This window comes from Oscillibacter sp. UBA6647 (genome assembly GCA_002455655.1).
Lineage (GTDB): Bacteria > Bacillota > Clostridia > Oscillospirales > Oscillospiraceae > Oscillibacter.
Genome location: DKLF01000032.1, coordinates 15,160 through 40,590 on the forward strand (window position 1 = coordinate 15,160; position 25,431 = coordinate 40,590).

Annotated in this window: 22 protein-coding genes; 12 read left to right on the plus strand and 10 right to left on the minus strand. The window is 57.6% G+C overall.

The annotated features are described in order from the left end of the window. Positions 1 to 37: 37 nt before the first annotated feature. The 8 genes from B2W96_RS02735 to B2W96_RS02770 all read right to left on the minus strand — a co-directional run bounded on the left by B2W96_RS02735 (position 38) and on the right by B2W96_RS02770 (position 9,824). Positions 38 to 631 carry a lactate utilization protein gene (locus B2W96_RS02735; RefSeq protein ID WP_293008319.1) on the minus strand — a complete coding sequence of 198 codons (594 nt, stop codon included), beginning with the start codon at positions 629 to 631 and terminating at the stop codon, positions 38 to 40. A gap of 1 nt (position 632) precedes the next feature. Next, positions 633 to 1,457 (minus strand): YitT family protein, encoded by an 825-nt coding sequence (locus B2W96_RS02740; protein ID WP_293008321.1) that lies wholly within the window; start codon positions 1,455 to 1,457, stop codon positions 633 to 635. A 94-nt stretch (positions 1,458 to 1,551) separates the two neighbouring features. Then, the gene (locus B2W96_RS02745) at positions 1,552 to 3,795 is read right to left on the minus strand and encodes a DNA gyrase/topoisomerase IV subunit A (RefSeq protein ID WP_293008323.1); all 2,244 of its coding nucleotides are present in this window, start codon (positions 3,793 to 3,795) and stop codon (positions 1,552 to 1,554) included. Positions 3,796 to 3,877: 82 nt separating this feature from the next. Continuing rightward, positions 3,878 to 5,863 carry a DNA gyrase/topoisomerase IV subunit B gene (locus B2W96_RS02750; protein ID WP_293008325.1) on the minus strand — a complete coding sequence of 662 codons (1,986 nt, stop codon included), beginning with the start codon at positions 5,861 to 5,863 and terminating at the stop codon, positions 3,878 to 3,880. A gap of 353 nt (positions 5,864 to 6,216) precedes the next feature. Further along, positions 6,217 to 6,654 carry a stage V sporulation protein AC gene (spoVAC, locus tag B2W96_RS02755; RefSeq protein ID WP_293008327.1) on the minus strand — a complete coding sequence of 146 codons (438 nt, stop codon included), beginning with the start codon at positions 6,652 to 6,654 and terminating at the stop codon, positions 6,217 to 6,219. Between the two features lie 139 nt (positions 6,655 to 6,793). Next, entirely contained in the window at positions 6,794 to 8,014 is a 1,221-nt protein-coding gene (locus B2W96_RS02760; RefSeq protein ID WP_293008329.1) for a sensor histidine kinase, read from the minus strand. Continuing rightward, positions 8,011 to 8,697 carry a response regulator transcription factor gene (locus B2W96_RS02765; protein ID WP_293008331.1) on the minus strand — a complete coding sequence of 229 codons (687 nt, stop codon included), beginning with the start codon at positions 8,695 to 8,697 and terminating at the stop codon, positions 8,011 to 8,013. Before B2W96_RS02765 ends, B2W96_RS02760 begins: the two co-directional genes overlap by 4 nt. An 86-nt stretch (positions 8,698 to 8,783) precedes the next feature. Next, positions 8,784 to 9,824: a DUF4340 domain-containing protein gene (locus B2W96_RS02770; protein ID WP_293008333.1), complete on the minus strand. Its 1,041-nt coding sequence runs from the start codon at positions 9,822 to 9,824 to the stop codon at positions 8,784 to 8,786. Positions 9,825 to 10,210: 386 nt separating this feature from the next. On the opposite strand from B2W96_RS02770, the gene B2W96_RS02775 reads away from it, so the two are divergent. From B2W96_RS02775 to B2W96_RS02785, 3 genes are all read left to right on the plus strand, one after another. Beyond that, a complete protein-coding gene (locus B2W96_RS02775; protein ID WP_293008335.1) occupies positions 10,211 to 11,731 on the plus strand; it encodes a 4Fe-4S dicluster domain-containing protein in 1,521 nt (506 codons plus the stop codon). A gap of 213 nt (positions 11,732 to 11,944) precedes the next feature. Then, entirely contained in the window at positions 11,945 to 14,977 is a 3,033-nt protein-coding gene (locus tag B2W96_RS02780; protein WP_293008337.1) for an S-layer homology domain-containing protein, read from the plus strand. Positions 14,978 to 15,221: 244 nt separating this feature from the next. Next, positions 15,222 to 16,250 carry a putative ABC transporter permease gene (locus tag B2W96_RS02785; RefSeq protein ID WP_293008339.1) on the plus strand — a complete coding sequence of 343 codons (1,029 nt, stop codon included), beginning with the start codon at positions 15,222 to 15,224 and terminating at the stop codon, positions 16,248 to 16,250. Between the two features lie 144 nt (positions 16,251 to 16,394). On the opposite strand, the gene B2W96_RS02790 is transcribed toward B2W96_RS02785, so the two are convergent. Continuing rightward, positions 16,395 to 17,213: a DUF975 family protein gene (locus tag B2W96_RS02790; protein ID WP_293008341.1), complete on the minus strand. Its 819-nt coding sequence runs from the start codon at positions 17,211 to 17,213 to the stop codon at positions 16,395 to 16,397. A gap of 291 nt (positions 17,214 to 17,504) precedes the next feature. Between B2W96_RS02790 and rsxC the strand changes: the two genes are divergently transcribed. Genes rsxC through B2W96_RS02820 form a run of 6 tightly spaced genes read left to right on the plus strand, consistent with a single transcriptional unit; the run spans position 17,505 to position 22,675 of the window. Continuing rightward, positions 17,505 to 18,878: an electron transport complex subunit RsxC gene (gene rsxC / locus B2W96_RS02795; protein ID WP_293008378.1), complete on the plus strand. Its 1,374-nt coding sequence runs from the start codon at positions 17,505 to 17,507 to the stop codon at positions 18,876 to 18,878. A 3-nt stretch (positions 18,879 to 18,881) separates the two neighbouring features. After that, positions 18,882 to 19,901: an RnfABCDGE type electron transport complex subunit D gene (locus tag B2W96_RS02800; protein ID WP_293008343.1), complete on the plus strand. Its 1,020-nt coding sequence runs from the start codon at positions 18,882 to 18,884 to the stop codon at positions 19,899 to 19,901. Further along, the gene (locus B2W96_RS02805) at positions 19,898 to 20,533 is read left to right on the plus strand and encodes an FMN-binding protein (RefSeq protein WP_293008345.1); all 636 of its coding nucleotides are present in this window, start codon (positions 19,898 to 19,900) and stop codon (positions 20,531 to 20,533) included. The genes B2W96_RS02800 and B2W96_RS02805 overlap by 4 nt, the downstream gene beginning before the upstream one ends. 18 nt (positions 20,534 to 20,551) lie before the next feature. Further along, complete coding sequence (rsxE, locus tag B2W96_RS02810) at positions 20,552 to 21,166, plus strand: electron transport complex subunit RsxE (RefSeq protein ID WP_293008347.1); 615 nt, start codon at positions 20,552 to 20,554, stop codon at positions 21,164 to 21,166. A 3-nt stretch (positions 21,167 to 21,169) separates the two neighbouring features. Beyond that, positions 21,170 to 21,754 carry an electron transport complex subunit RsxA gene (gene rsxA / locus B2W96_RS02815; protein WP_293008349.1) on the plus strand — a complete coding sequence of 195 codons (585 nt, stop codon included), beginning with the start codon at positions 21,170 to 21,172 and terminating at the stop codon, positions 21,752 to 21,754. A gap of 12 nt (positions 21,755 to 21,766) precedes the next feature. Beyond that, the gene (locus B2W96_RS02820; RefSeq protein WP_293008351.1) at positions 21,767 to 22,675 is read left to right on the plus strand and encodes an RnfABCDGE type electron transport complex subunit B; all 909 of its coding nucleotides are present in this window, start codon (positions 21,767 to 21,769) and stop codon (positions 22,673 to 22,675) included. Between the two features lie 147 nt (positions 22,676 to 22,822). Here B2W96_RS02820 and B2W96_RS02825 read toward each other — a convergent pair whose 3' ends face one another. Continuing rightward, complete coding sequence (locus B2W96_RS02825) at positions 22,823 to 23,059, minus strand: helix-turn-helix domain-containing protein (protein ID WP_293008353.1); 237 nt, start codon at positions 23,057 to 23,059, stop codon at positions 22,823 to 22,825. Positions 23,060 to 23,227: 168 nt separating this feature from the next. Here B2W96_RS02825 and B2W96_RS02830 point away from each other — a divergent pair, with 168 nt between their 5' ends. The 3 genes from B2W96_RS02830 to B2W96_RS02840 all read left to right on the plus strand — a co-directional run bounded on the left by B2W96_RS02830 (position 23,228) and on the right by B2W96_RS02840 (position 25,419). Beyond that, on the plus strand, positions 23,228 to 23,482 hold the full coding sequence (locus B2W96_RS02830; RefSeq protein ID WP_293008355.1) for a hypothetical protein: 255 nt from the start codon (positions 23,228 to 23,230) through the stop codon (positions 23,480 to 23,482). A gap of 276 nt (positions 23,483 to 23,758) precedes the next feature. Next, the gene (gene hrcA, locus B2W96_RS02835; protein WP_293008357.1) at positions 23,759 to 24,811 is read left to right on the plus strand and encodes a heat-inducible transcriptional repressor HrcA; all 1,053 of its coding nucleotides are present in this window, start codon (positions 23,759 to 23,761) and stop codon (positions 24,809 to 24,811) included. Next, on the plus strand, positions 24,808 to 25,419 hold the full coding sequence (locus tag B2W96_RS02840; RefSeq protein WP_293008359.1) for a nucleotide exchange factor GrpE: 612 nt from the start codon (positions 24,808 to 24,810) through the stop codon (positions 25,417 to 25,419). The genes hrcA and B2W96_RS02840 overlap by 4 nt, the downstream gene beginning before the upstream one ends. Positions 25,420 to 25,431 lie beyond the last annotated feature (12 nt).

The window sequence follows — 25,431 nt, forward strand, 5'->3', positions numbered from 1 at the left end:
TTTTTCGTAAGCTTGCAAAGGCGGTTTTCGGGCCGGCTTAATAGCCCAGATCCTCGTCGATGAGAATGACTTCGGTTTCCATGCCGTTGATGGGCCGCCACAGCACCGCAAGGCCCCGGCAGATGCGTTCGGGGCTTTTGCAGTCGTAGCATTTGTCGCCCTTGACGGCGCAGGGGGTTTTCCGATCCAGGCGCTGGGCGTTTTTCGGCGCGGCGATGTTCCTTGCGCGCCACAGGGCCTCGTCGTAAGTAGCCGCCAGCTTATTGCGGCCTGCCACCAGATAGAGCTTTTCGTGACCGTAAAGCATGGAGGCCACCCGGTTTCCGTTGCCGTCGATGTTGATAAGGTTTCCGTCCTCGTCCAGACCGTTGACAGAGGAGAGGTATACCTGCGCCGTTGCTGCCTCCCCCGTGGAGACGGGGGTTTCCTTCCAATGCCAGTGCACGCTGTTGTGAGACGCCAGCCGTTCGTACACGCCCATGTCCCGCAGGGTGATGGAGCCGCCAAAGCCCACCGTTTTCCCGTCGATGGCCCCGTCGAGATAGTCCGCCGCTTCGGCTCCCGTCTCAAACAGACGCACGGAAAAGCCCCGTTCCTCCAGATTTTTTGCTGCTTTCTTCAGATCCGCCATATTATAGATCCTCCTTCTTGTATTCCCCGAAACCCTCGCCCAGCACGTCGTAGGCGTTGCAGACAATCATAAATGCGCAGGGATCCGCCTCGTGGACAATGCGCTTCATCTCCACAATTTCCCGCTGCTTAAAGGCCACCAGCAAAACCTGCTTTTCATTTCCGGTAAAAGCGCCCGAAGCGGTGAGCAGCGTCACGCCCCGATCCCTCGCCAAAATGGCGTCGGCAGTTTTGCGCCAGCTATCAGAGATGATATAGGCCACCTTGGATTCATCCAGACCGTAGAGAATTTTGTCAATGACCACGGTGGAGACAAACAGCGCCACCAGCCCGTACAGCGCGGCGTTGATGCTGCCAAACACCGCTGCCACCAACGCCAGCACCACGAAGTCGGGAATCAGCACCAGCCTGCCCATGGGGAGCCATGGGAACTTCAGTCCCAAAAGCCGGGCAATCACGTCTGTGCCGCCGGTGGTGGCGCCCTGGGTGAAAACCATCCCCATCCCCACGCCCATCAGGGCCCCGCCCATAAGGCAGGCCAGCATGGTGTCCATAGGCTGGAATTTGTATAGCAAATTGATCCCGTCGATGGCAAGAGAGCTGACCACCATCGAAAACAGGGAGGAGACCAAAAGATGCCGCCCGATGAGCTTCCAACCAAGGAAAAACAGCGGAATATTCAGTATCGCCGTTACAATGCCCACAGAGGCCCATGGCAGCAGGACGTTGATGACCTGTGCAAGCCCCGTCAGGCCACCCACGCCAATTTGATTGGGCACGAAAAACCAATCGAAGGACAGAGCAAAAATCACACAGCCCAGCGCCATAATCCCATAGCTTTTTAATGTTTTCTTGACAATATGAACCGTCTCCCCTCATCCGCGCCTTCTGCCGGGCCTTAAAAGCCCGGCGCATTGAGCATCAGTCCAGCAGTCCCAACTGCTTTTCCTCGCAGTCCTCCCCCCGAAGCAGCGATCCGGCGGCGGGCACCGCCCGCACGCGATAGCGGCTGTGATTCACGACGGGACTCTCTTCCAGTAAAACGGCCCGCTCCAAATGGTACTTGGGCTTCATGGTCATCACCGCCACGCCCTGTGTGGAGCGGGTGGTTTTGGGAGAGAGCAGCGCGGTGTTGAAGATCAAAACCCGTGGTTCGCTGGAATAAACCGCCAGTTCCTCCTCCCGGTCCAGCCGCAGAATGGAGGACAGGGGCGACTTGTCGGAATAGGCTCCCGTCAGCTTTCGCCGGTTGGAGGTGGTCTGATACGCCGAAAGATTTACCCGGGCCGCCTTGCCGTTTTCAAAAAAGAACAGCAGCGCGCCCGCATAGTCTCCGGGCAGACAGGCAAAGACCGGGCTTTCCTCTCCGTCCATCCCAAGCTTCGAGGGAAGGTAATCCCCCAGAACGCTGGCCTTGGCGTCTTCAAAGTCGCAGATGCGGCACTTGTAGACCTGACATTTGTCGGTGAAGAACATTATCTCCGAGGCGTTGGAGGTTTCAAATGACTGGCGCAGTGCGTCCCCGTCCTTGAACTTCTGTTCGCTGTTCATCCGCAGGGAGGCGGGGATAATCTTTTTAAAGTACCCCTCCCGGGAGAGGAACACGCTCACCGGGTAATCCTCCACCTGCTCCTCCTCGTGGAAGTCCTCCACCTCATGGCCGTAAATAATCGCGGTGCGGCGGGGTTGGCCGTACTTCTTTGCCACATCCTCCAGCTCGTCGATAATTACTTTCTTGATGCGCCGGGGGCTTTCCAGCAGGTCCTCCAAGTCCGTAATTTCGTCCTGCAAGGCGTCGGTTTCCTGCACCCGCTTTAGAATATACTCCTTGTTGATGTTCCGCAGACGGATTTCCGCCACATATTCCGCCTGAATTTGGTCAATGCCGAAGCCGATCATCAGGTTGGGGATAACCTCGGACTCCTCCGACGTCTCCCGGATGATTTTGATGGCCTTGTCAATGTCCAGCAGAATCCGGCGCAGACCCTTGAGCAGGTGCAGCTTCTCCTTTTTCTTGCCCAGAACAAAAAACACTCTCCGGCGGACGGACTCCCGCCGCCAGGCGCACCACTCCTCCAGCAGCGTCCGCACGCCCAAAACCTTTGGCATCCCGGCGATCAGCACGTTGAAGTTGCAACTGCACGTATCCTGCAAGGAGGTCATTTTAAAGAGCCGGGACATCAGCCGGTCCGGGTCCGTGCCCCGCTTGAGGTCGATGGTAAGCTTCAGGCCGGTGCGGTCCGTCTCATCCCGCATGTCGGCAATTTCCTTGATTTTTCCGGCCTTAATCAGCTCTGCCACCTTGTCGAGAATTGCCTCGATGCTGGTGGAGTAGGGAATTTCGTAAATTTCAATCAGATTCTGGTCCTTAACATAGCGCCACTTGGCCCGGACCTTCACGCCGCCCCGTCCGGTGCGGTAAATTTCCTCCAGCGCGGCCGGCTCGCAGATCAGCTCGCCGCCGGTGGGAAAATCCGGAGCCAGAAGGGTGTCCGTCAGGGTGCAGTCCGGGTTTTTAAGATAGGCGGCGGTGGTGTCGCACACCTCTTTTAAATTGAACCCGCAGAACTGGGACGCCATGCCCACGGCAATACCGCTGTTGGCGGAAACCAGAATGTTGGGAAAGCTGGTGGGCAGGAGCGCAGGTTCCTTCATCGTGTTGTCGTAGTTGTCGATAAAGTCCACCGCGTCGCTGTCAATGTCCCGGAAGATTTCCGAGCAGATGGCCGACAGCTTTGCTTCGGTGTACCGGCTGGCGGCATAGGCCATGTCCCGGGAATAGACCTTGCCGAAGTTGCCCTTGGAGTCCACAAAAGGGGTCAGCAGTGCGCCGTAGCCCGCGCTGAGACGCACCATTGTCTCATAGATAGGCCCGTCCCCGTGGGGGTTGAGGCGCATGGTCTGGCCCACGATGTTGGCGGACTTGGTCCGCCCGCCGGTCAAAAGCCCCATTTTGTACATGGTGTATAGGAGCTTCCGGTGGGAGGGCTTGAACCCGTCAATCTCCGGGATGGCCCGGGAGACAATGACGCTCATGGCATAGGGCATGTAATTGACTTCCAGCGTATCCACGATGGGCTGGTCCTCCACCGCGGCATGCAGGCCAAGGACGTTGGGGTTTACTTCCCGGGAGATTTCGTCTTCCGGTTTTTTCTTCTTTGGCATTCGTATCAATCCTCATTTGCGGCGGCCGCCGCCTGCTTTCTTGTGGTATGGTGGGGCGTGGGCGCAAAAACTGGCAAGCCCATCAGGAAATGTCCGCCACTTCCAGATATTTAAAGCCGTTTTCCGCAATGTGGTCCTTCCGGCCCTGAAGGTTGTCCCCCAGCAGTAAATCGAAGACCCGGGCGGTCTCGTCAAGGTCGGAGGGCTGCACCCGAATGAGCCGCCGGGTTTCAGGGTTCATGGTGGTAAGCCACATCATCTCCGGCTCGTTCTCACCCAGACCCTTGGACCGGTCCACCTTCATTTTCTTCCCGGCCAAATCCCGAACGATATCGTTTTTCTCCCTGTCGGAATAGGCGAACCAGGTCTTTTCCCCACTGTGGATTTCAAACAGGGGGGTTTCCGCGATATAGACGTACCCCTCGCGAATCAGGGTGGGGGTGAGACGGTAGAGCATGGTAAGAATCAGCGTGCGGATCTGGAATCCGTCCACGTCACCATCGGTGCAGATGACCACCTTGTTCCACCGGAGGTTCCCCAGATCAAACTCCGCCAAATCCTTTACGTGCTTATCCTTGACCTCAATCCCGCAGCCCAGCACCTTCATCAGGTCGGTAATAATTTCACTTTTGAAAATCCGGGCGTAGTCTGCCTTCAGGCAGTTTAGAATCTTGCCCCGGACGGGCATGATGCCCTGATACTCCGCGTCCCGGCCCATTTTCACGCTGCCGAGGGCGGAGTCGCCCTCCACGATGTAAATTTCCCGGCGGGCCACGTCCCTTGAGCGGCAGTCCACGAATTTTTCCACCCGGTTGGCGATATCAATGCTGCCGGAAAGCTTCTTTTTAATGTTCAGCCGGGCCTTTTCCGCGCTCTCCCGGCTGCGCTTGTTGATGAGCACCTGTTCGGCGATTTTCTCCGCGTCAAAGGGGTTTTCGATGAAGTAAATCTCCAGATTGCTGCGCAGAAACTCCGTCATGGCCTCCTGCACAAACTTGTTGGTGATGGCCTTTTTCGTCTGGTTTTCATAGCTGGTGGCGGTGGAAAAGTTGTTGGACACCAGCACCAGGCAGTCTTCAATGTCCGCCCAGGTAATTTTGCTCTCGTTTTTCTGGTACTTGCTGTTTTGTTTTAAATACTGGTCCAGCGCGGAGACAAAGGCGGACTTGGCCGCCTTTTCCGGGCTGCCGCCATGCTCCAGCCAACTGGAGTTATGATAGTGCTCGGTGACGGTCACCTTGTTTGAAAAGCAGCAAGCCGCGCTGAGCTTCACCTTGTATTCAGGCTTGTCCGCCCGGTCTCGGCCCCGGCGCTCCGTCTCCCAGAAAACGGGGGCGGTGAGGCTTCCCTCCCCCGCCAGCTCCGTCACATAGTCCACAATGCCGTTTTGATAGACGAAATCCTCCGTCTCAAACTTTCCCGTCTCCGTCTCGCGGCGGAAGCGGAAGGAAACGCCCGCGTTTACCACGGCCTGACGCTTCATCACGTCGGTGAAGTATTCCGCCGGGATGGCGGTGTCCGTAAACACGTCCAAATCCGGCAGCCACCGGATAGTGGTGCCGGTTTTCTTGCCCCGGTCGGCAGGCTCCTCATGCAGGCCGCCAACATTCTCACCCTGCTCGAAGTGCAGGGTGTATTTCTTCCCGTCCCGCCGGACGGTTACATCCATATATTTGGAGGCGTATTGAGTGGCACAAGAGCCAAGACCGTTCAGCCCCAAGGAGTATTCATAGTTATCGCCGGTGTTGTTGTCGTATTTTCCGCCGGCGTACAGCTCGCAGAATACCAGCTCCCAGTTCCAGCGGCTCTCCTTCTCGTTCCAGTCCACCGGGCAGCCCCGGCCCTGGTCCTCCACCTCAATGGAGCCGTCCTTGTACGACGTGACGGTGATGAGACTGCCGTGCCCCTCCCGGGCCTCGTCGATGGCGTTGGATAAAATCTCAAATACCGCGTGTTCGCAGCCCTCCAGCCCATCGGAGCCGAAGATCACGCCGGGGCGCTTGCGCACCCGGTCCGCGCCCTTCAAAGAGGAGATGCTTTCGTTGCCATAGTCCTTTTTTGACGCCATTGCCTGTTTCCTTTCCGTTTTGTCCTCTGATTCGGAATTATCGTACCATACGCTGTTAAAAAATACAAGACTGGGGTAAATGCGGAAACTATCCATCCTAAATTGCGTATTATGGCGGAAATGTTCCGGAGCCGAATTTTTCATAATCCGTTTGTCACCCCGGGAATTGACCTGCATTTCTGGGTTTTACACATTTTCCACCGGGTTTTCCACACTGTTATGTAAACGTCAAAAGCCGCCGGAAAATACGCGTCAAATTCCCACCATCCAAACAGGGAAAAAGAGCCGCCGCACTCCGCTGCGCCGACTCTTTTCTTTTGCGTATTTTCTTGGAGTGCAGGGGCTTTTGCGGCTTACTTCAAAAGCATCAGTATCACGCCGTAAATGGCGGAGGCCAGCGTGCCGAATACAATGACCGGACCCGCCACCAGAAACATTTTTGCCGCCATACCCGTGACAAACCCCTCGCTGCGAAAGTCGATGGCGGGGGAAACCACGGCGTTTGCAAAGCCGGTGATGGGGACCAGCGTGCCTGCCCCGCCGTATTTCGCCAGCTTGTTATAAAGGTTCAGCCCTGTAAACAGGGCGGAGAGAAACACCAGCGTGCAGGAGGTTGCGGTGCCCGCGTCCTCCTTGTCGAGACCGGCCGCAGCCCAGCCGTTTAGAATCAGCTGGCCCACAACGCAGATCAGTCCGCCGATAACAAAGGCCAGAACCGTGTTTTTTACGATGGGGGATTTTTTCGATTCTTGCTTAACAAGCTGCGCATATTCCTTGGGAGTGATATCCATAATCCGCCTCCGATATTGTTTTCGGTAGGGTTTCCCTGAAAGGAAAAATTATGCGTGCTTTTAAAAGCAAGAAAGCTTCCAGATAAAAAATACGGTTGCGCGCCCGGACTCCGGGCGCGCAGCCGCGCAAAGAGAGTCGTTATTTCCGCAGAAGGGGCAACGTGAGAATAAATCGGGTGGACGCTTCGTCCGACTCGGCCCGTAAGGTTCCCTTGTGCTCCGCGGCAATGCTTTGAGCGATGGAAAGGCCAAGACCGAAGCCGGATTGTTCTCCCCGGGAGGCATCCGCCCGGTAAAACCGCTCAAACAGGCGACGAAGCTGCTCCGGCGGGATGGGAGGCCCCTGATTTGCAACCTGAAGCCTTGCCTGCCGGTCCGTTTTTTGAAGCGCAAGGGAGATGCTTGTCCCCTCCGCGCCGTATTTAATGGCATTGTCCAGCAAAACGGAAATGGCCTGCTTCAGCCGGTCCGCATCGCCGGTGACAAGCACGTCCGGGTCAATGCCCTCACAGTCCAGCGATTTTCCCGCGTCAAAGGCCACCGGCTCGAAAAGAAGGGCGCAGTCCGTGGCCGCGTCAGAGAGGGAAACCTCGGAAAACACGCCCGTGCGAGTCAGACTGTCAGCCCGGGCCAGCGTCAGCATCTCCTCCACGAGAGAGCGCATCTGTCGTGCCTCGGAAAGAATGTTGTCCGCCCAGCGGGCGGGGCGCTCCTCCAAAGAAACGCCGTCCAGAAGCTCCGCGTTGGAGAGAATCACCGTCAGGGGCGTTTTCAGCTCGTGAGACGCGTCGGACAAAAACTGGCGCTGCTGATTCCATGCCCGCCCTACCGGGCGGGTAACCAGCCGGGCCAGCAGCACGGAAATTCCCAGCAGTATCAACAGGGCTGCCGCCCCGATTTGCAGCGTGGAGCGGATCATGGATTGCAGAGACGCGGTTTCCATGGAGACGTCCACAAAAGCGATGCGCTGAAAAAACCCGCTGTTTACCCGCAGGTAACGGAGGTTGTAGGCCGGGATATTTCCCGTCTCCCGCTCCTGTTCCATGCAGCTTTGCAGAATCTCCCGCAGGGTGTCCGTGTTTTCAAGGTCGGAATAGGTTCCGCCGGTGACGTAAACGGTATTTCCCCAGACCTCCACGGTGAAATAGGGGAGCTGCACCTGATCCCCACCAATCATGATCCCGGTCTGTCCCCGGTCCACGCGGGAATCGCGGACGACAACCCGGCGTAAAAGCTCCTGCGTACTGTCGCGGATGTTCTCTCTTGCGGCGGTGTACATAAAAAAGAACGCGCCGCCCAAAACCGCCGTCACCAGCAGCATGCAAACCGCCACCACCTGAAGCCTGAGCCTTCGGATCATGGCGTCTCCTCCTCCGGAACCAGACTGTATCCCGCCATGCGCAGGGTGATGATTTTTGCGGTGGAGCGCAGGTGTTGAAGCTTTCGGCGGAGAAAGGAGATATAGACCTCCACATTGTTGTCCTCCGCGTCGGACTCGTAGCCCCAGACCTTCAGCAGCAGCTTTTCCTTGGTCAGCACTAAACCTTGATTCAACATCAGCATTTCCAGCATGTCAAATTCCTTTCGGCTCAGCCGCACGGACCGCTCCGCGCAGGAGAGGGTGAAGGTGGACTGCTCCAGCTTCAAATCGCCGCAGGTTAGGGTGGCGGTGTCCCGCAGCTCGGGGGTCCGGCGGGTCAGCGCCCGGATGGCGGCCAACAGTTCCTTTGGCTCAAAGGGCTTTGTGAGGTAATAATCCGCGCCGCCGTCCAGCCCCCGCACCCGGTCATCCAGCTCCGAGCGGGCGGTGAGCATCAGCACGGGGGTGGCGCTCCCCTCTGCCCGCAGGCGGCGAAGCACTTCAAACCCATTGAGCTTTGGCAGCATCACATCCAGCAAAATCACGTCGTAAATAGAGGTGAGGGCGTTGTCAAGCCCGCTCTCCCCGTCGTGGCTTACGTCGGCGGTATAGCCGTTCAGCTCCAGCAAGTCCCGCAGCGTCGCGGCAAGGCGCACCTCATCCTCCACAATCAACACGCGCATGGAAAAGCGCCCCCTTTACAGAAATTCAAAAGACGGACGGGAAACTGTTCCCTTCCCTCAACTGCCGGATTTGCAAAAAGCGGCGCTCAGTCCCCGGAAGAAGAGGCTGCGTCCAGTCCGCTCCCTGCCACCGCCACCAGTGCGTCCAGCTTGTCTTCTCCGATGCGGTAAATGGTAGAGTCGTCGTTCACCCGGACGTATCGACCGTCGCCGCCCAGCACCGGATTGCCTATGAGCAATGTCAGAGCTTGTGCGGTGTTGCCGCCGCCGGTGTAGTTCACCGTGACGGTGGCGGCGGGTTCGTCAAAGCCGCACAGGGCCGCCGCTCCGTCAGAGGGACGGTAGTCCACGCAGGCGTCCAGACGCAGCGTTGAAAGCTGTTCCAGCACGCGTTGTACCTGCTCGTCGGCGGTCACGTCGACACCGTCACACAGCCACGTGACGCTGCCTCCGCTTTCAGGAGAGGACCCGTCTCCGCCTTCATCGGGCTGAGCCTGCGCGCGGAAGGCGGATAGCTCGGTCGTCACGGCCCCGGCCAGAGTGACGGACCCCAGCTTGTCCTCCGTCAGGGCCGGAAGTTCGGGGAGAAGAAGCATGTCGTAAATCCCCACGGACATCTCCTTGACCAGTTCGTCGGAGATAATGAAAATGGGAGTTTCCGACTCATTCATCAGCATATAGTAGCTGTTTCCGTCAGAAGTGGCGTTGCCCAAAGCCAGCGTGGTAAGCTGCCCGTTGGCCGCGGTGGCGCTCAGTGTCCGGGTGGGCTCCGAAAGGCCATAATCCTCCGGCGTGCCCTTGTCCGTAATGGTCTGCTGGGGCTTCAGGGTGGAGAGGGTGTTCATCATTTGGCTGAGATAATCCTGATTCAGCGGAAAGTCCGGGTCGTCGGTCCAGTACCACTCCCCGTCTTTATTCAGGGCGAAGGACAGCGTAGCGTTGCCGTTGTGGTAGGAAATTGCCTTATAAGCCGCGCCGTCGCTCATTATGCCGGAGGAGGAGCCTGAAGACCCGGCCCCTTCCTGACTGCGGCGGTTTTTCGCGGATTGTATCGCCAGCACCGCCGCCGTCACTACCGCCGCGGCAAGGAGCAGAAGCAGAAGCGTCCGCCTGTGTCTTGTGTTCATGGGGAACCCCTTTCTTTTCGGAGCTTGCGCCGCCAAAACGGCGGACAAAGCATATAAATGCATCTATTATAAAGCTTTGCGGCCGTCAGGTCAATCTGCACCGCGCTGACTGTCTTTTTATCAGAAACAGAATAGTAAAAATTTCTTAAGAAAAGCTGAATTTTTTATAATACAGCGATAAAAAGTCTCTTCCGTGCCCCGGAAAAAATGCTGAAAAAGCGCGGCTAAGCGAATGCCGAAAAAGGTGCACAAGTTCCGTCAGGTTTTTAACGGATTTTAACCACATTGTCAGACTTTTCACTTGCAGTTATTTGCCCTCTCCTGTATAATCTAGGGCACATGAGGAAAGATCGAAACGAACAACGAACATTTGGAGGAAAAGAACAGTGCGTGGCATTCACAGCGCCGTAGATGATATCCGGCGGAACGTGTTTACCGAGGTGGCAAAGATTGCCTATGAGGGCGGGGACTATTCCCGCGTTGACATGATTCCTTATAGGATTGTCCCCGGAGAGGATTCTCAGTATCGCAGCAACGTCTTTTTGGCCCGGGCCATTGTACAGGAGCGCGTCCGGCTGGCCTGCGGACTGCCGCTTCAGCCCGTGGATGTGCGGGCTCCCGCCAGCGCGGGCATCGAGGAGGCCGCATCGGCGGATGACAAATTTTTTGAAGAACCGCTGGTAAACGTAATTTCATTTGCCTGCAACGCGTGTCCCACCAAGCGGATTCGGGTGACTGACAGTTGTCAGGGCTGTATGTCTCATCCCTGTCAGGCGGTTTGCCCCAGGGACGCGATTTATTTTGACGAGATGAAGCACTCCCACATTGACCAGAGCAAGTGCATCAAGTGCGGCCGCTGCGTCAACCAGTGTCCCTACCACGCCATCAGCAATCTGGAACGGCCTTGCGCCGCCGCCTGCGGGATGGACGCAATTGAATCCGACGAGCGGGGCCGGGCCAAAATCAACTATGACAAGTGCGTCTCCTGTGGCATGTGTCTGGTAAACTGCCCCTTTGCCGCCATCGCGGACAAGAGCCAGATTTTTCAGATTATTCATGCCATGAAGCGCCATGACGGGGTGATTGCCTGCGTTGCCCCCGCCTTTGTCAACCAGTTTGGAAAGGGCGCTTCTCCGGCAAAGCTGAAGGCTGCCATGCGCCGCTGCGGCTTTGCCGACGTGGTGGAGGTGGCCGTGGGTGCGGATTTGTGCACCATTGAGGAAGCGGAGGACTTTCTGGAGAAGGTTCCGGCGGAGCAGCCCTTTATGGGCACCTCCTGCTGCCCCGCGTGGAGCATGATGGCAAAAAAGCTTTTTCCGGATTTCAAGGATTATATTTCCATGGCCCTCACCCCCATGGTGATTACCGCCCGGATGGTGAAAAAGGAACATCCCGGCGCGCGCATCTGCTTTATCGGCCCCTGCGCCGCGAAAAAGCTGGAGGCCAACCGCAAATCCGTCCGGTCCGACGTGGACTATGTGCTGACCTTTGAAGAGCTTCAGGGCATGTTTGACGCCAAGGAAATTGATTTTTCCCAGCTCCCCGAGGACCCGGCGGACGATTTCACCGTGGCGACCGGCGCGGGCCGGGGCTTCGCGGTGGGCGGCGGCGTGGCCGCCGCGGTGGTGGAGGCCGTGAAGCGCATCGACCCGGAGCGGGAGATGTTGATTGACTATGGCGACGGACTGCGGGAGTGCCGCAAGATGCTTACCCTTGCAAAGGCCGGAAAACGGGACGGTTATCTGCTGGAGGGCATGGCCTGTCCCGGCGGCTGCGTCGCCGGCGCGGGCACCATCGCCCCGGTGCGGGAAACCGCCGTGGCGGTCCAGAAATATAAGGATGGCGCGGCCATTCAGAACGCGCTGGACAGCCCCCTGAAGGAGCGGTTGGGAGATACAAAGGAATAAATACCGGGCGGCCGCCGAAAAGTTTGCAAACTTTTCGGCGGCCTGCAACTTTTTCTGCGCCGGCACGTCTTTACAATAGAGCCTGTTTGGCGCGGTTTCCAAAGATTGCATGGAGGAAAGAGCCCGCCCGGGATTTACTTTCTTTTTAAGGCATGGTATTCTGAAAGCGTTATAAATAAAAGAGTTGACAACAACCAAAAAGACTATGGAGGCATGAACGTCGATATGAAAAACTACCTGCGCCGCATTTTTTCCAGCGTTCTGGCAGCATCTTTGCTGTGTGCGCTGATGGTTCCCGCCGCGGCATCTGCCGCGCTGGGTGAGGACCTGCTTCAAAAAGACGTCCCGGTGCACCGGGATACGCAGTTGTCCACCAACGTGTTCTGGAGCACCGCCTACAACGATATGCGGGTGGAAAACCTGATTACATACAAGCCCGGCTCCTCCGTAACGCCCATGGTGACCTACGGCAGCGTGCTCACTTCCTGCAACACCGTCTCCTCCGCCGCACAGGCGCTGGAGAGCCAGGGTTATCGCGTGGTGGCGGGGATGAACGGCGACTTTTACAATGTGAACAACGGCCTTCCCATCGGCATGGTGGCGGCGCAGGGGGAGCTGAAAAGCTCCGACGGCGGCTATTGGGCCATCGGTTTCCGGCAGGACGGCACCGCCGTGCTGGGCAAGCCCGCCGTGAAGGTCAGTGCCGACCTTGGCTATGAGCTGCTGGACAACGGTGATTTTCCCACGCGGGTGGTGCGCCAGCTTGCCGCGGTCAACAAGGCCCGGGTTTCCGGGGGCGGAATCTACCTCTATACATATGAATTCAACTCTAAACACACCATCGGCACCACGGAGCCGGGGGTGGATGTGGTGTGCACCATCCAGAGCGGCTCTCTGGCTTTAAGCGGAAGCCCGCTGGTGCTGACGGTGGACAGCGTGCTTGCCGACGCGGCGGGTACCGCCGTTCCGCAGGGGAAGGTGGTTTTATCCGTCAACAATCAGGCGGATGCCTATGCCCTGAACGCCATGAAAAATATTCCCGTCGGCGCAACGATCACCATTACCGCCGCCCCGGCCACGGGTGACTGGCTGGACGTGCAGTACGCCGTGGGCGCGCTGTATGCGCTGGTGCAAAACGGCGGTGTGGTATCCGGCCTTCCCACCGACGTAAACCCCCGCACCGCCGTGGGCCAGAAGGCCGACGGAACGCTGGTGTTCTATACCATCGACGGACGCAGGTCCGGGTATTCCGTGGGCGCGTCCATGACGCAGGTGGCCCAGCGGTTGATCGAGCTGGGCTGCGTCACCGCCCTGTGTCTGGACGGCGGCGGGTCCACCACCTTCACTGCAACCCAGCCGGACGCTGTGAACGCGAAAACCGTCAATCGCCCTTCCGGCGGCAGCGAGCGGGCAGTGAGCAATCAGATTTTTCTGGTGGCCCCCAACCAGTCCAGCGGACAACTGAGCCATTTCTACGTTTCTACTGACAACAGCTATGTACTGGCGGGCAGCAAAGTAAACGTGACTGCCGCCGCCGTGGATACCAATTACATTCCCATGAGCGGCAAAAGCTATACCCTCAGCACCAGCGCCGGGGAGATTGAAAACGGCGTTCTTACCACCCCCGCCAGCGGCGGAGAGGTGACCGTCACCGCCACGGGCGGGGGGCAGTCCGGCTCGGCCAAGGTTCACGCCGTCACCACGCCGGACGCCATCTCCGTGAAAAACGGCGCCACCGCCGTCACCACGCTGACGGTGGCCCCCGGCAGCGCAACAACCCTCACCGCCTCCGCTGTTTACCGACATCTGGCCCTGAAGGCCGACCCGGAGGCATTTACCTGGGCCGTCACCGGCGACATCGGCGCGGTGGACAAAACCGGGAAGTTTACCGCCGGTTCTCCCGGCACCGGCACCCTGACGGTTTCTGCCGGGGGAAAAACCGCCACGGTGCAGGTGAATGTCTCCCACATCGCCCTTGCCACGGTGGAGGACTTTGAAACCACCGCACCCGAGCTTTCCTCCTTCAGCTACGGCGCAACCATTTCCCGCGTCACCGACATGAATCTGGTGAAGTACGGCCGGGCTTCCGCCGCCGTGAATTACACCATCGGCGCGGACGGGACCTCCTCTATTCTCTTCGCCGTGCCCTATTCCATCGGCAGCGCCTATACCCAGATGAGCTTCTGGCTGTATGGCGACAAGTCAGGCAACGCGCTGACCGTTTTGACCTCCGACGGGGCCAACACCGTAGAAACCCCGGCGGGCAATGTGGACTTTACCGGCTGGAAGCAGATTACCGTTGCCCTGCCCACAGGGACCGCGACGCTGGCCGGCTTTAAGCTGACGGCGGGAATCAACGCGGACGGAACAGCAACCGCCGCCTCCGGCACACTGTATCTGGATCAGTTGGTGACCTCCTATAACAACGTGGTGGACACCGCGCCCCCGGAGGTAAAGGCCACCCTCTCGGGAACCAGCCTAACCGCAACGATTACCGACGCGGCAGACAAATTCCCGGCCCAGAGCGGCGTGTCCGTGACTATGGACGGCAAAGCCGTGTCCTTTACCTATGACCCTGCGAAGGGGACCCTTTCCGCCGCTCTGCCCGTGAGCGACACCTATGCTCACCGCGTTACCGTCACCGCACGGGACGCTTCCGGCAACATCGGCCGCGCCTCCTGCGACATTGCCGCCACCGGAGGTGAGGTGCAGTTCGGCGATACCGCGGGTTATTGGGCCGGGACCTACGTGGACTGGCTGAAAACCGCCGGGATTACCACAGGCTATGAGGATGGGACCTTCCGCCCCAACCAATCCATCACCCGCCAGCAGTTTGCCGTGATGCTTTACCGCTATCTGGGACTGGACGGAAGCGGATACGAAGCAAACGATCTTCCCTTCGCAGACGCGGGAGACATTGGCGAGTATGCCCGCACCGCAGTGAAAACGCTGTATTCCATGGGGATTCTTACCGGCTCTGAGAAGAATGGGAAGATTTATTTTAACCCCGGTGCAAGTCTTACCCGCGCTCAGGCGGCAACGATGATCGGCCGGACCCAGCAGAAGGGCTATGCCCAGGCGGCCCTCACCTTTAAGGACGCGGCCTCCATTCCCGCCTACGCCGCCTATTACATTCAGACCATGGCGGCCCAGAAGGTCATCAGCGGCTATGAGGACGGCGCGTTCCGCCCCAACACCTCGATCACCCGTGGCCAGATGGCGAAGATTCTCTACAATCTGCTGTAAAGACAGTGTGAAAAATTTTCGTGGCCAACGCAAAGAATCAAAATGTGAGGCCCCGGGGAACTTAATTCCCCGGGGCCTTTCGGTTTGCGTTGTTCTCTGCACGCCCACAAGAGGCGGTTTTAAGGAAAAAAGCGGAAAATTGAAAGAATTTAGTCGGATGGCCTAAATGTTAAAAATTGTCCGGTTGATTTTTCGACGGGATTGGAGTAGACTGACGAGACAATTATTGAAGGGAGGGAGCTTTTTGCGTGCCTATACGGCGGACCAGTGGGTCCTGTTGTTTTTTTTCTACTGTCTGTGTGGCTGGGTTTGGGAGTCGTGCTACGTCTCCGTGCGGCGACGCAGATGGGTTAACCGGGGCTTTCTCCACGGACCGGTGCTGCCCATTTACGGCTCCGGAGCCATCCTGATTTTGCTCTTCACCCTGCCGGTGCGAAACCATTTTGCGTTGCTGTACCTGAGCGGCGCGGTGGCGGCCACGCTGCTGGAATACGTCACCGGCGCGGCCATGGAGCGGCTGTTTAAGGTGCGCTATTGGGACTATTCAGGACAAAGGTTCAATGTGAACGGCTATATCTGCCTTTCCAGCAGCATTGCCTGGGGCTTTTTCTCCATTTTGCTGGTGAAGATGATCCATCCCCCCATCGCGCGGCTGGTGCTGTCCATTCCTGCCGCATTTGCCACGCCGCTGGCGCTGGCGCTGGTAGCGGGCTTTACCGTGGACGCGGTGCGCTCTGTGCAGGCCGCGCTGGATTTGCGCGCCATGCTGGAAAAGCTCACGGAGGAAAACGAGGAGCTGCGCCGCCTTGCCCGAAGGATGGAGATTATCTCTGCCTTCGCGGAGGAGGATTTGCAAAAATTTCGGGACAAAACCCAAGTGGAGCGCATTTTACTGCAAAGCCGGCTGAGAGAAGAGCGGCAAAAGAGGGCCAAGGGCCGGGCGGAACGGAAGCAGCGCCGGGAGGATCGTCTGGCCGAGGCGCTGCGAACACTGTCGGACGCAACCCTGAGCGCGCTGGAGAACGTGGCCGCCGCCGCTGAGGTCTGCCGGGAGCGGCTGATGGGCGAAAATGGCCTGTCTGCCGGGAAACTGGCGGAGCTGGACGAGGCGGTGAAAAAGCTGCGGGCGCGGCAGGAGGCCGTTCGGGCCAGAACCGCGAAAACCTATCGTCAGGCTCTGCGTATCCTGCGGGGCAATCCCTCAGCCGCCGCGCGGCAATACCCCGAGGCCATGGAGAACCTTCGCCGTCTGGAAGGGACCGACAAGGACTGAGGGCGCTCTTTTCCAAACCCACGCTTGCGTTTGTAGCTTGTCGGAATAAGCGAGTGATTTTTATAATAAGAAAAGGCCGGAGCATGTATTCACGCTCCGGCCTTTATGCGTGCTGTAAAATTTTCGATGCCTCGCCATTAAAACTTAAAGCAGCCCGCTGGCCTCATCGTCCGACTCCTGCCGCTCCGAACCGGCAGTGGGATAGAAGCCGCTGGTGCGCTTGGCGATTTCGTAGTATCCCAACTCCGAGCACTGATAGGCGGGCAGGTAAAAAAGCTCTACCGCCACGGCCCACAGCGAAAAAAGAAGGTTCATGACCAAGGTGCTTGCCAGGGACGGCGCAATGTATGCCCCTCCGGTTATCATAGAAAAGGCAGACCGGAAAGAGGTTCGAGAAAACCAGAGGCTAAGGGGAAAAGAGGCCAGAAGCGCCCAGCCTAGATAGCTTAGGTCCAGCATGAAAAGCTGGCCTTTATAGCCCACGGTCTGCTTCTTGCTCAGATCCAGCGCGTCCATGCAGCCCAGCTCCGGATTTTCGCAGAGGTTCAAATAAGCAAACCGATATCGATAGGCGGCCACAATGCCGGGAACTACGAACAAAAGCGCCCAGAGAAAGATGAAAAGCGTCTCCAAAATGGCAAGCCCGATCACCCGTCCCGCGAAAGAAAATCCGTCAAACAGCGTGAGATATCCGGACCGGATACCCCGTCGAATATCCATGCAGTAGAGAATAAAGCCGGCTTGCAGGACAACGCCCAAAAGCGAGGTCAGGATGCTGACAAAGCTCCCAAGCGGGGTTCCATAAGTCACGGGGTTGCCGCTGCTGGCCAGACGGTCCACCATGCTCAGGGCCAGCATCAGCAGAAGATACAGCCCCACAAATCCCTTGGGACTTACCTGTGCGGAGCGAAGCATCTCCTTCATCTCCGCTTTTAATGCAGGCCGGTCAATCTGTTCCGCCATAAAAACTCCTTTCGTGCCGCCGGATACCGGAAGCATACCATTTCTCATAACAACGGTGCAGATGTCACCGCTGCGTGCCTTTTCATCAGTGTAACATGCATGGGAAAGCTTGGCAAGACCCGGTTGGCCCGCCATAAAAAGATATACAAATTTCGTTAAAAAAAGCACAAATTTCTGAGAAAACCAGCACTAACAGTCTGGACAATTATTCATTTTAGGTGTAGAATAATGCGCAGTATGTGGCAGAGCAACCTTTAACGCTCTAACCAGGAGAAAAATGAGGTGAAAACAATGGCACAAGCGTTTTTCGGCGGTGTTCATCCCCATGATATGAAGGCCGCCACCAATGAAAAGGCCATCGAACAACTGGCACCCCCGGCTGAGGTGGTCATCCCCATGTCCATGCACTTCGGCGCTCCGTGTACCCCCCTTGTCAAGGCGGGCGACCATGTGAGAGTCGGACAGAAAATCGGCGAGTTCCGCGGCTTGGGCGCACCGATTCACGCCAGCGTTTCCGGCACGGTAAAGGCCGTGGAGCCCCGACCCTATTCCATGGGGGGCAACATGACGGCCATCGTGATCGAAAACGACATGAAAAACGAGCTGAGCGAAGAAATCAAGGTCCCCGCGGACCCCAGTGCACTCACCGTCGAAGAGATGGTGGAGCTCGTCAAGGACGCCGGCATTGTCGGCATGGGTGGCGCAACCTTCCCTACCCATGTGAAGATCTCCGGCGGAATCGGCAAGGTCGACACCGTGATCATCAACGGCGCGGAGTGCGAGCCCTACATCACAGGCGACCATCGCGCCATGCTGGAGCGCCCCGAGGAAATTATCGGAGGCGCAATTTATCTGGCCAAAATGTTTGGCGTGGACAAGGTCGTCATCGGCGTGGAGGACAACAAGCGCGACGGAATTGACGCCATGAACAGGGTCATTGCCCAGAAGCATGCCCCCGTGGTGGTGGAGTCCCTGCGCTGCCGTTACCCTCAGGGCGGCGAAAAGCAGCTCTGTCAGGCTGTTACCGGCAAGCAGGTCCCTCCGGGAGGACTGCCCTCCGCCATCGGCTGCGCCGTGTTCAATATCAACACCACCTGCGCCATCTACCGGGCCATTACGCAGGGGCTGCCCGTAGTGAGCAAAGTGGTTACTGTCTCCGGCTCCGGTGTGATTGACCCGAAGAATCTGGAGTGCCCCATCGGGACCCCTGTGGCAAACCTGCTGGACGCCTGCGGCGGACTGAAGGACGGTACATATAAGCTGATCGCCGGCGGCCCCATGATGGGCATGGCCCAGTACACCGCGGACATCCCTGTGACCAAGGGCACCGGCGCGGTTCTGGCGTTTTGCGAAAACGAAGAGCAGACCGTGGAGCATCCCCAGTGCATCCGCTGCGGCAAGTGCGTTTCCGTCTGCCCGGTGAAGCTGGAGCCTCTGTTTATGTATCAGTATGCCTCCAAGGGGATGACCGAGGAGCTGAACGCCGCCAACATTATGGACTGCATGGAATGTGGCGCGTGCTCTTACATCTGCCCCGCCCGGATTCATCTGACTCATATGTTTAAAACCGGCAAGCAATTGGTGAAGGATCAAGCGGCCGCCGACAAGGCAGCCGCTGAAAAGGCCGCCGCGTTGGCGGACAAGACAGAGAAGAAGGAGGCGTGAGAGATGACCGACTATAAAAATCTGAAGCTGATCGCCACGTCTTCTCCCCATATCCGCGCCGCAGAAAACACCCGCTCCATTATGCTGGATGTGATTATCGCCATGCTGCCCGCCCTTGCGTACGCTGTGTGGGCGTTTGGCCTTCGGGCGCTGACGGTGACCTGCGCCAGCGTGATTTTCTGCATGGGGTGGGAATGGGCGTACCGCAAGCTGATGAAAAAAAATCAGGCTGTGGGCGATCTTTCCGCAGTGGTCACGGGTATGCTGCTGGCATTCGTCTGCCCCGTGGGCGTGACCTATTTTGCTCTGTTTGTGGGCAGCTTTTTCTCCGTCGTGGTTGCCAAGCAGCTCTTCGGCGGCATCGGCAAGAACTTTGTAAACCCGGCTCTGGTGGGCCGTGCCATGATGGTGGCCTCCTTCGCCGGGAACATGACTACCTGGGCGAAGTTTCAGGCCACCTCTCACCTGTTCGGCTCTAACGCCGACACGGTGACGGCGGCCACCCCCATGGCCTATCTCCATACCAATAATTTGCAGGGACTGCTGGACAGCGGCGTCACCATGACGGACATGTTCCTGGGCCGCATCGGCGGGTCCATCGGCGAAATTTCCGCCCTGATGCTCATTGCCGGCGGCATTTACCTGCTGGCCCGTAAGGTCATCTCCTGGCAGACCCCGGTGAGCTACATTGCCACCGTGGTTGTTCTGACGCTGCTTTTCCCCCGTGGGAACGATGCGATTACGTGGATGCTGTTCAACCTGCTGGGCGGTGGACTGCTGCTGGGCGCGTTTTTCATGGCGACCGATTACGCGACCTCTCCCGTCACCCCCACGGGCCAGTTGATCTATGGCATCGGCTGCGGCCTGATTACCGTGTTTATCCGCTATTTCGGCTCCTATAACGAGGGCGTGTGCTACTCCATTCTGGTGATGAACCTGCTGACCGCCCTCATCGACAAGTATGTGAAGCCTCAGCGCTTCGGCGTCGTCAAATCCGATAAGAAGGAGGCGGCTTCGAAATGAGCGAACAAGTGAAAAGCAAGGAAAAAATCACGATGGACCCCAAGTACATTTTGGTGCTGACGTTCACCCTGACCCTCACCTGCATCATCGTTGCGGGACTGCTGGGCCTTGTCAATCAGGTGACCGAGCCCAATATTACCGCAGCCAACAAGGCCAAGACCGTGGCGGCCATGTCCGCCGTGGTGGCTGATCCCAACAGCACTTTTTCCGACGCGCTGGAGATTACCGACGAAATGACCGCCGCCGCTGCAACCTATAAGACCAAGGTGACTGAGATTTATCAGGTCATCGGGTCCGACGGGGCCGACGCGGGCTATGCCGTGAAGATGGCCGCCAGCGGCTCTCAGGGCACCATCGTGATGATGGTGGGCGTGGACGCGGAGGATAGCGTCACCGGCGTATCCATCGTCTCTCATGCCGAAACCTCCGGTATCGGTAGCAAGATTATGAACAACGATCCGCTGCCGGGCAGCGGCGTGGGCGTTTTGGAGCAGTTTGTCGGCATGAGTCATACGGACGGCGACCTGACGGTTGGCAGCAATGTGGACGCCATCACCGGCGCCACCGTGTCCACCAAGGGCGTCACCGGCGGCGTGAACGGCGCACTTGCCGTGACCGCCGCAATGGACTGAGAAAGGGGGAGTTGAACAATGAACATCGGTAAACAGTTGAAAGAGGGCGTCATTACCAACAACCCCGTGCTGGTGCAGCTTCTGGGTATGTGCTCTACCATGGCCATCACGACCTCAATTGCAAACGGCCTTGGCATGGGCGTATCCGTGCTGCTGATTCTGACCGCCTCCAACGTCGTTATTTCCGCTATCCGGAAAATCGTTCCTAACAAGATTCGTATTGCCATGTACGTGGTGGTTATCGCAGGCTTTGTTACCTGTGTGGATCTGCTGCTACAGGCGTTTCTGCCCGCCATTGCCTCGTCTTTGGGTGTGTTTATCCCTCTGATCGTGGTGAACTGCATCATTCTGGGCCGTGCGGAATCCTTTGCCTCCAAAGAGAGCATTGCCGCCTCCGCGCTGGACGGTGTGTTTCAGGGCCTTGGCTACACACTGGTGCTGCTGGCCATGTGCATCATTCGCGAGCTCTTGGGTGCGGGCACTCTGGCAGGCATTCAAATCATGCCCGCAGGCTATCAGACCATTGGCGTGCTGACGCTGCCGGTGGGCGGCTTCCTCGTGCTGGGCGCATTGATTGCCGCCATGCAGTGGGCGCTGAACCGGCCCAAAAAGGCTGCAAAGGAGGAAAAGTAAGCCATGAAAGAAATCTTTTCCATTGCGCTGGGCGCCATTCTGGTCAATAACTTCATTTTTGCCCAATTTCTTGGTATCTGCCCCTTTATGGGCGTTTCCAAAAAGATTGACACCGCCGTGGGCATGGGCGTGGCCGTCACGTTTGTTATGGGCCTGGCCTCCGCGTTCACCTGGCTCGCCAACGAATATCTGCTGGTTCCTCTGAACCTTGCGTATATGCAGACCGTGGCGTTCATTCTGATTATCGCCGCGCTGGTGCAGTTTGTGGAGATGTTTCTCCAGAAGTCCCTCCCCGCCCTGTATACCGCGCTGGGCATTTACCTGCCGCTGATTACCACCAACTGCGCCGTGCTGGGTGTTGCCCTGCTGAACGTGCAGAACGGCTACAATTTTATTGAGTCCGTGGTGTATGGCATTACCGGCGGTCTGGGCTTCCTGCTGGCCATCGTGCTGTTTGCCAGCATCCGGGAGCGTCTTGTGTTCGCTGATCCCCCAAAAGCTTTTGAGGGCTTTCCCATCGCGCTGGTTACCGCCGGCCTGATGGCGCTGGCGTTCATGGGCTTCTCCGGTGCGAACGTCTTCGGTTAAGGAGGAGAAATCATGAATATTGTCTATGCCATTCTGGTGTTGAGCATTCTGGGTGCTATTTTTGCTGTCATTCTGGCAGTGGCGTCCATTGTCTTCGCCGTGAAAACCGACCCCAGACTTCCTGAAATTGTGGACGCCCTGCCCGGCGCAAACTGCGGCGGCTGCGGCTATGCGGGCTGCTCCGACTGTGCGGGCCACATTCTGGACGGCAGTGCGCCGGTCAATGCCTGCCCCGTGGGCGGCGCGGCCAGCGCCGAGAAGATTGCCGCCATTATGGGCGTGGAATCCAGCAGCGCCGAAAAAGAAGTGGCCTTTGTCCGCTGCAACGGCGGAACGGCCGCGAAAAAGCGCTTTGAATACCGCGGCGTGCTGGACTGCGTCTCCGCCACGAAGGTGGCTGCCGGTCCGCTGGAGTGCGGCTTCGGCTGTCTGGGCTTTGGTTCCTGCGTGACTGCCTGCCAGTTCGATGCTATGCACATCGCGCCCAACGGCTGCGCTGTGGTGGACCCTGTGAAGTGCACCGACTGCATGGCCTGCGCCACCGCCTGCCCCCGCAAGCTGATTATCTCCGTGCCGGTGTCCAAGAAGGTCCATGTGGCCTGTATCAATCAGGACAAGGGCAAGGTGGCCATGAGCGTGTGCGCCAACTCCTGCATTGGCTGCGGCCTTTGCGAGAAGGAGTGCAAAAAGGACGCCATCCATGTGACCAACAATGTGGCCGCGATTGACTACGCCAAGTGCATCAACTGCAAGATGTGCACCAAGGTCTGCCCCCGCGACTGCATTTTGCCCATCGCAACGCCCGAGGAGAAGGAGAAGTACAAGGCCGTTAAAAAGGCACAGGCTGACAAGGCCAAAGCCGCCGCTGAGGCTGCTGCCGCCGCGCAGACTGCCGCTCCCGCTCCCGCTCCCAACGCGTAAGCGTATCCCAAAGACTCTGTCACAAGAAAAGGCAGGCCCAAATCGAAAGATTTGGGCCTGCCCTTTTGTCTGCATTGATCTTGCCCAATGCTTGCATGTGAAGACCAAGGCGGTGAATTGTGCCGTATTGCCTTCGTTATTCTGTCTTCAGTCCTGATCAAACAAGCGTCCCGCCGGAACTTGAAGCGCTTCGGCAATGGAAAAAAGCGTCTCCAGGGAAAGCCCCTTCAGCCTCGCGCCGTTGTTGGCCTCAATTTGGCTGAGAAACGACCAGCTTTTGCCGATCATTTCCGCCAGTTGCTCCTGCGTATAGCCCCGTACCTTCCGGTAATAAGCAATTCTCAGCCCCAGAAGCCGGTAGTTTTCCCGATATTTTTCCCGCAAGCGGTATTCCTCCCTCCTCCGCAAATTAGGATACTTTCCTATTTATCCTTAATGTTATCAAAACAAAGAGTACTGCGTTACAGACCAATAGAATAATATTATTTACTTTTAGCGAGTAATATAGTATTATTAGAATAAATAAATACACTTTTGGCGAGGGGTGAGGTTATGCCGGAAGAAGAGGAGCTTTTAGAGGTGCTGGCAAGGCGCACAGGCTGCAATTATCTTTCAGATTTGCGGGAAAAGAGTTTTCAGCGCCGCGCGGTAAGGGCGGCGCTGGAGTTTTCGCAGGAGGCGTATTCCGCATCGCAGTGGCGGGACGCCGCCGGATATTTGCTTCATCTGACTGATTTGCCGCCCAGCGGAGAAGCGGCGCGGGCGCTGCTGCAAGGCTGGGAGGCTGCCCAAACTTCCGAAAATTAGTTAAAATTAGCGTCCCGGTCTGTGAAAGCGGACACGGGATGCTTTTGCGTTTTTTAAAGCGCCCGCTTAAAAAGGACTGTGTTTCTCTTAAACAACCCCGCGTCCACGCGTCCCCGCGAATGACCGCCGTGCCCGCAAAACGAAGGGTTTTGCCTGAATTTACAATTTGTTTATATCCATCCATTGACATTCGTTTTGCGTGGTGGTAAACTCGCTTTAGCACTCGGAACTAATGAGTGCTAATCTTTGTTTTACCGTTCTGGTAAGGAGCGGATTATGGATTTGACAGACCGAAAAAAGCAAATACTGAAGGCGGTGGTGGAGGATTATATTTTCACTGCCGAGCCGGTGGGCTCAAAGGCCATTGCCACCCAGATGGGAGGCTCCGTCAGCTCCGCCACCATCCGCAACGAGTTGGCGGATTTGGTGGAGCTGGGCTATTTGGAGCAGCCTCATACCTCCGCCGGGCGGGTGCCCGCGCCCAAGGGCTATCGACTGTATGTCAACGAGCTGATGGAGCGGCAAAAGCTCAGCGTGGCGGAGACGGAAAAGCTGAACGCGGCGCTTCACCTGAAAATGGAAGAGTTGGACCGGACTGTTTCTCAGGCCGGGAAGGCGGTCAGCGCGCTGGCGGGCTATCCCGTGTACACAGCCACCGCCGGAAGGAAAAAATTTTTTGCCAAGCATTTTGATTTGATTCCCGTGGACGATGAAAGTTTGATCGTTGTGATGATGATGGGAAACAACCGGGTGAAAAGCCAATTGCTTCGGCTTCAGCTAAAGCTGGACGCGGATCAGATACCGGCGCTTGCCCATTTGCTGAACACCCATTTTACCAGCAGTTCCGCCGACGAGATGAACGAGCGGCTGCTGCACATGACGGATCAGCTCTCCCCCAAGGTGTTTTTACCCCTGAGCCAGACCGTGGCCTATGCCACGGACGTGCTGGACGAGGCGGGCCGCCGAGAGGTGCAGACCGTGGGAGCCAGTCGGCTTTTAAAGCTTCCGGAATTCCGGGATGCGGATAAGGCCCACCAGTTGATGAGCTATCTCAGCGACGAAGATGCGGATCTCCCATCCCCCGACGAAAACGCACCTATGAAAATTCTCATCGGACCGGAGAACGTCAGCCGCGCGCTGATGGACACCAGCGTGGTGGTTGCAAGCTACGACATCGGAGACGATTTGCGGGGCCTCATCGGCGTGGTGGGTCCCACCCGTATGGATTACGCCGCCGTGACCGCGCGGCTGAGCTATTTTGCCGAAGGTATGGCACGAATGTTTGGAAAGAAGGATTTACTTTCCAAGAAGGAGGACACAAAGACGTGAGCGAGGAAAAGAAAGAGCCCATCGATCAGACCCCGGAGCAGGAGGCGGAGCAGACACTTCCCCCCGAGACGGAGGAGACTTCGCAGGATGCTCCCGGAAAGAACGAAAAGCCCCGGAAGGAGCCTAAGAAAAAGGAAAAGACCTATACTCTTACCCGGGAGCAGATGGAGGCTGCGGAGCTGGCGGCAAGACAGCTTGCCTCCGTTACGGACCAGTTTACCCGCCTGAGTGCCGAATATGACAACTACCGCAAGCGCACCGCCAAGGAGAAGGAGTCCATTTATCAGGACGCCAAGGCCGACACCGTCACCGCCTTTTTGGCCGTATACGACAATCTGGAGCGGGCTATGCAGGCCGGAGGCGACGACGAGTCCCCTCACAAAAAGGGGCTTGAGATGATTTTTACCCAGTATAAAGAGGTGCTCTTAAAGCTGGGCGTCACCGAGATGGAAGCGCTGGGCCAGCCTTTTGACCCCAACCGGCACAATGCCGTCATGCATATCGACGACGAGACGCTGGGCGAAAACGTGGTGGCAGACGTGTTTCAGGCGGGCTTTATGATGGGCGACAAGGTTCTGCGTTTCGCGGCTGTCCGCGTGGCCAATTAAATTTGCCGGATT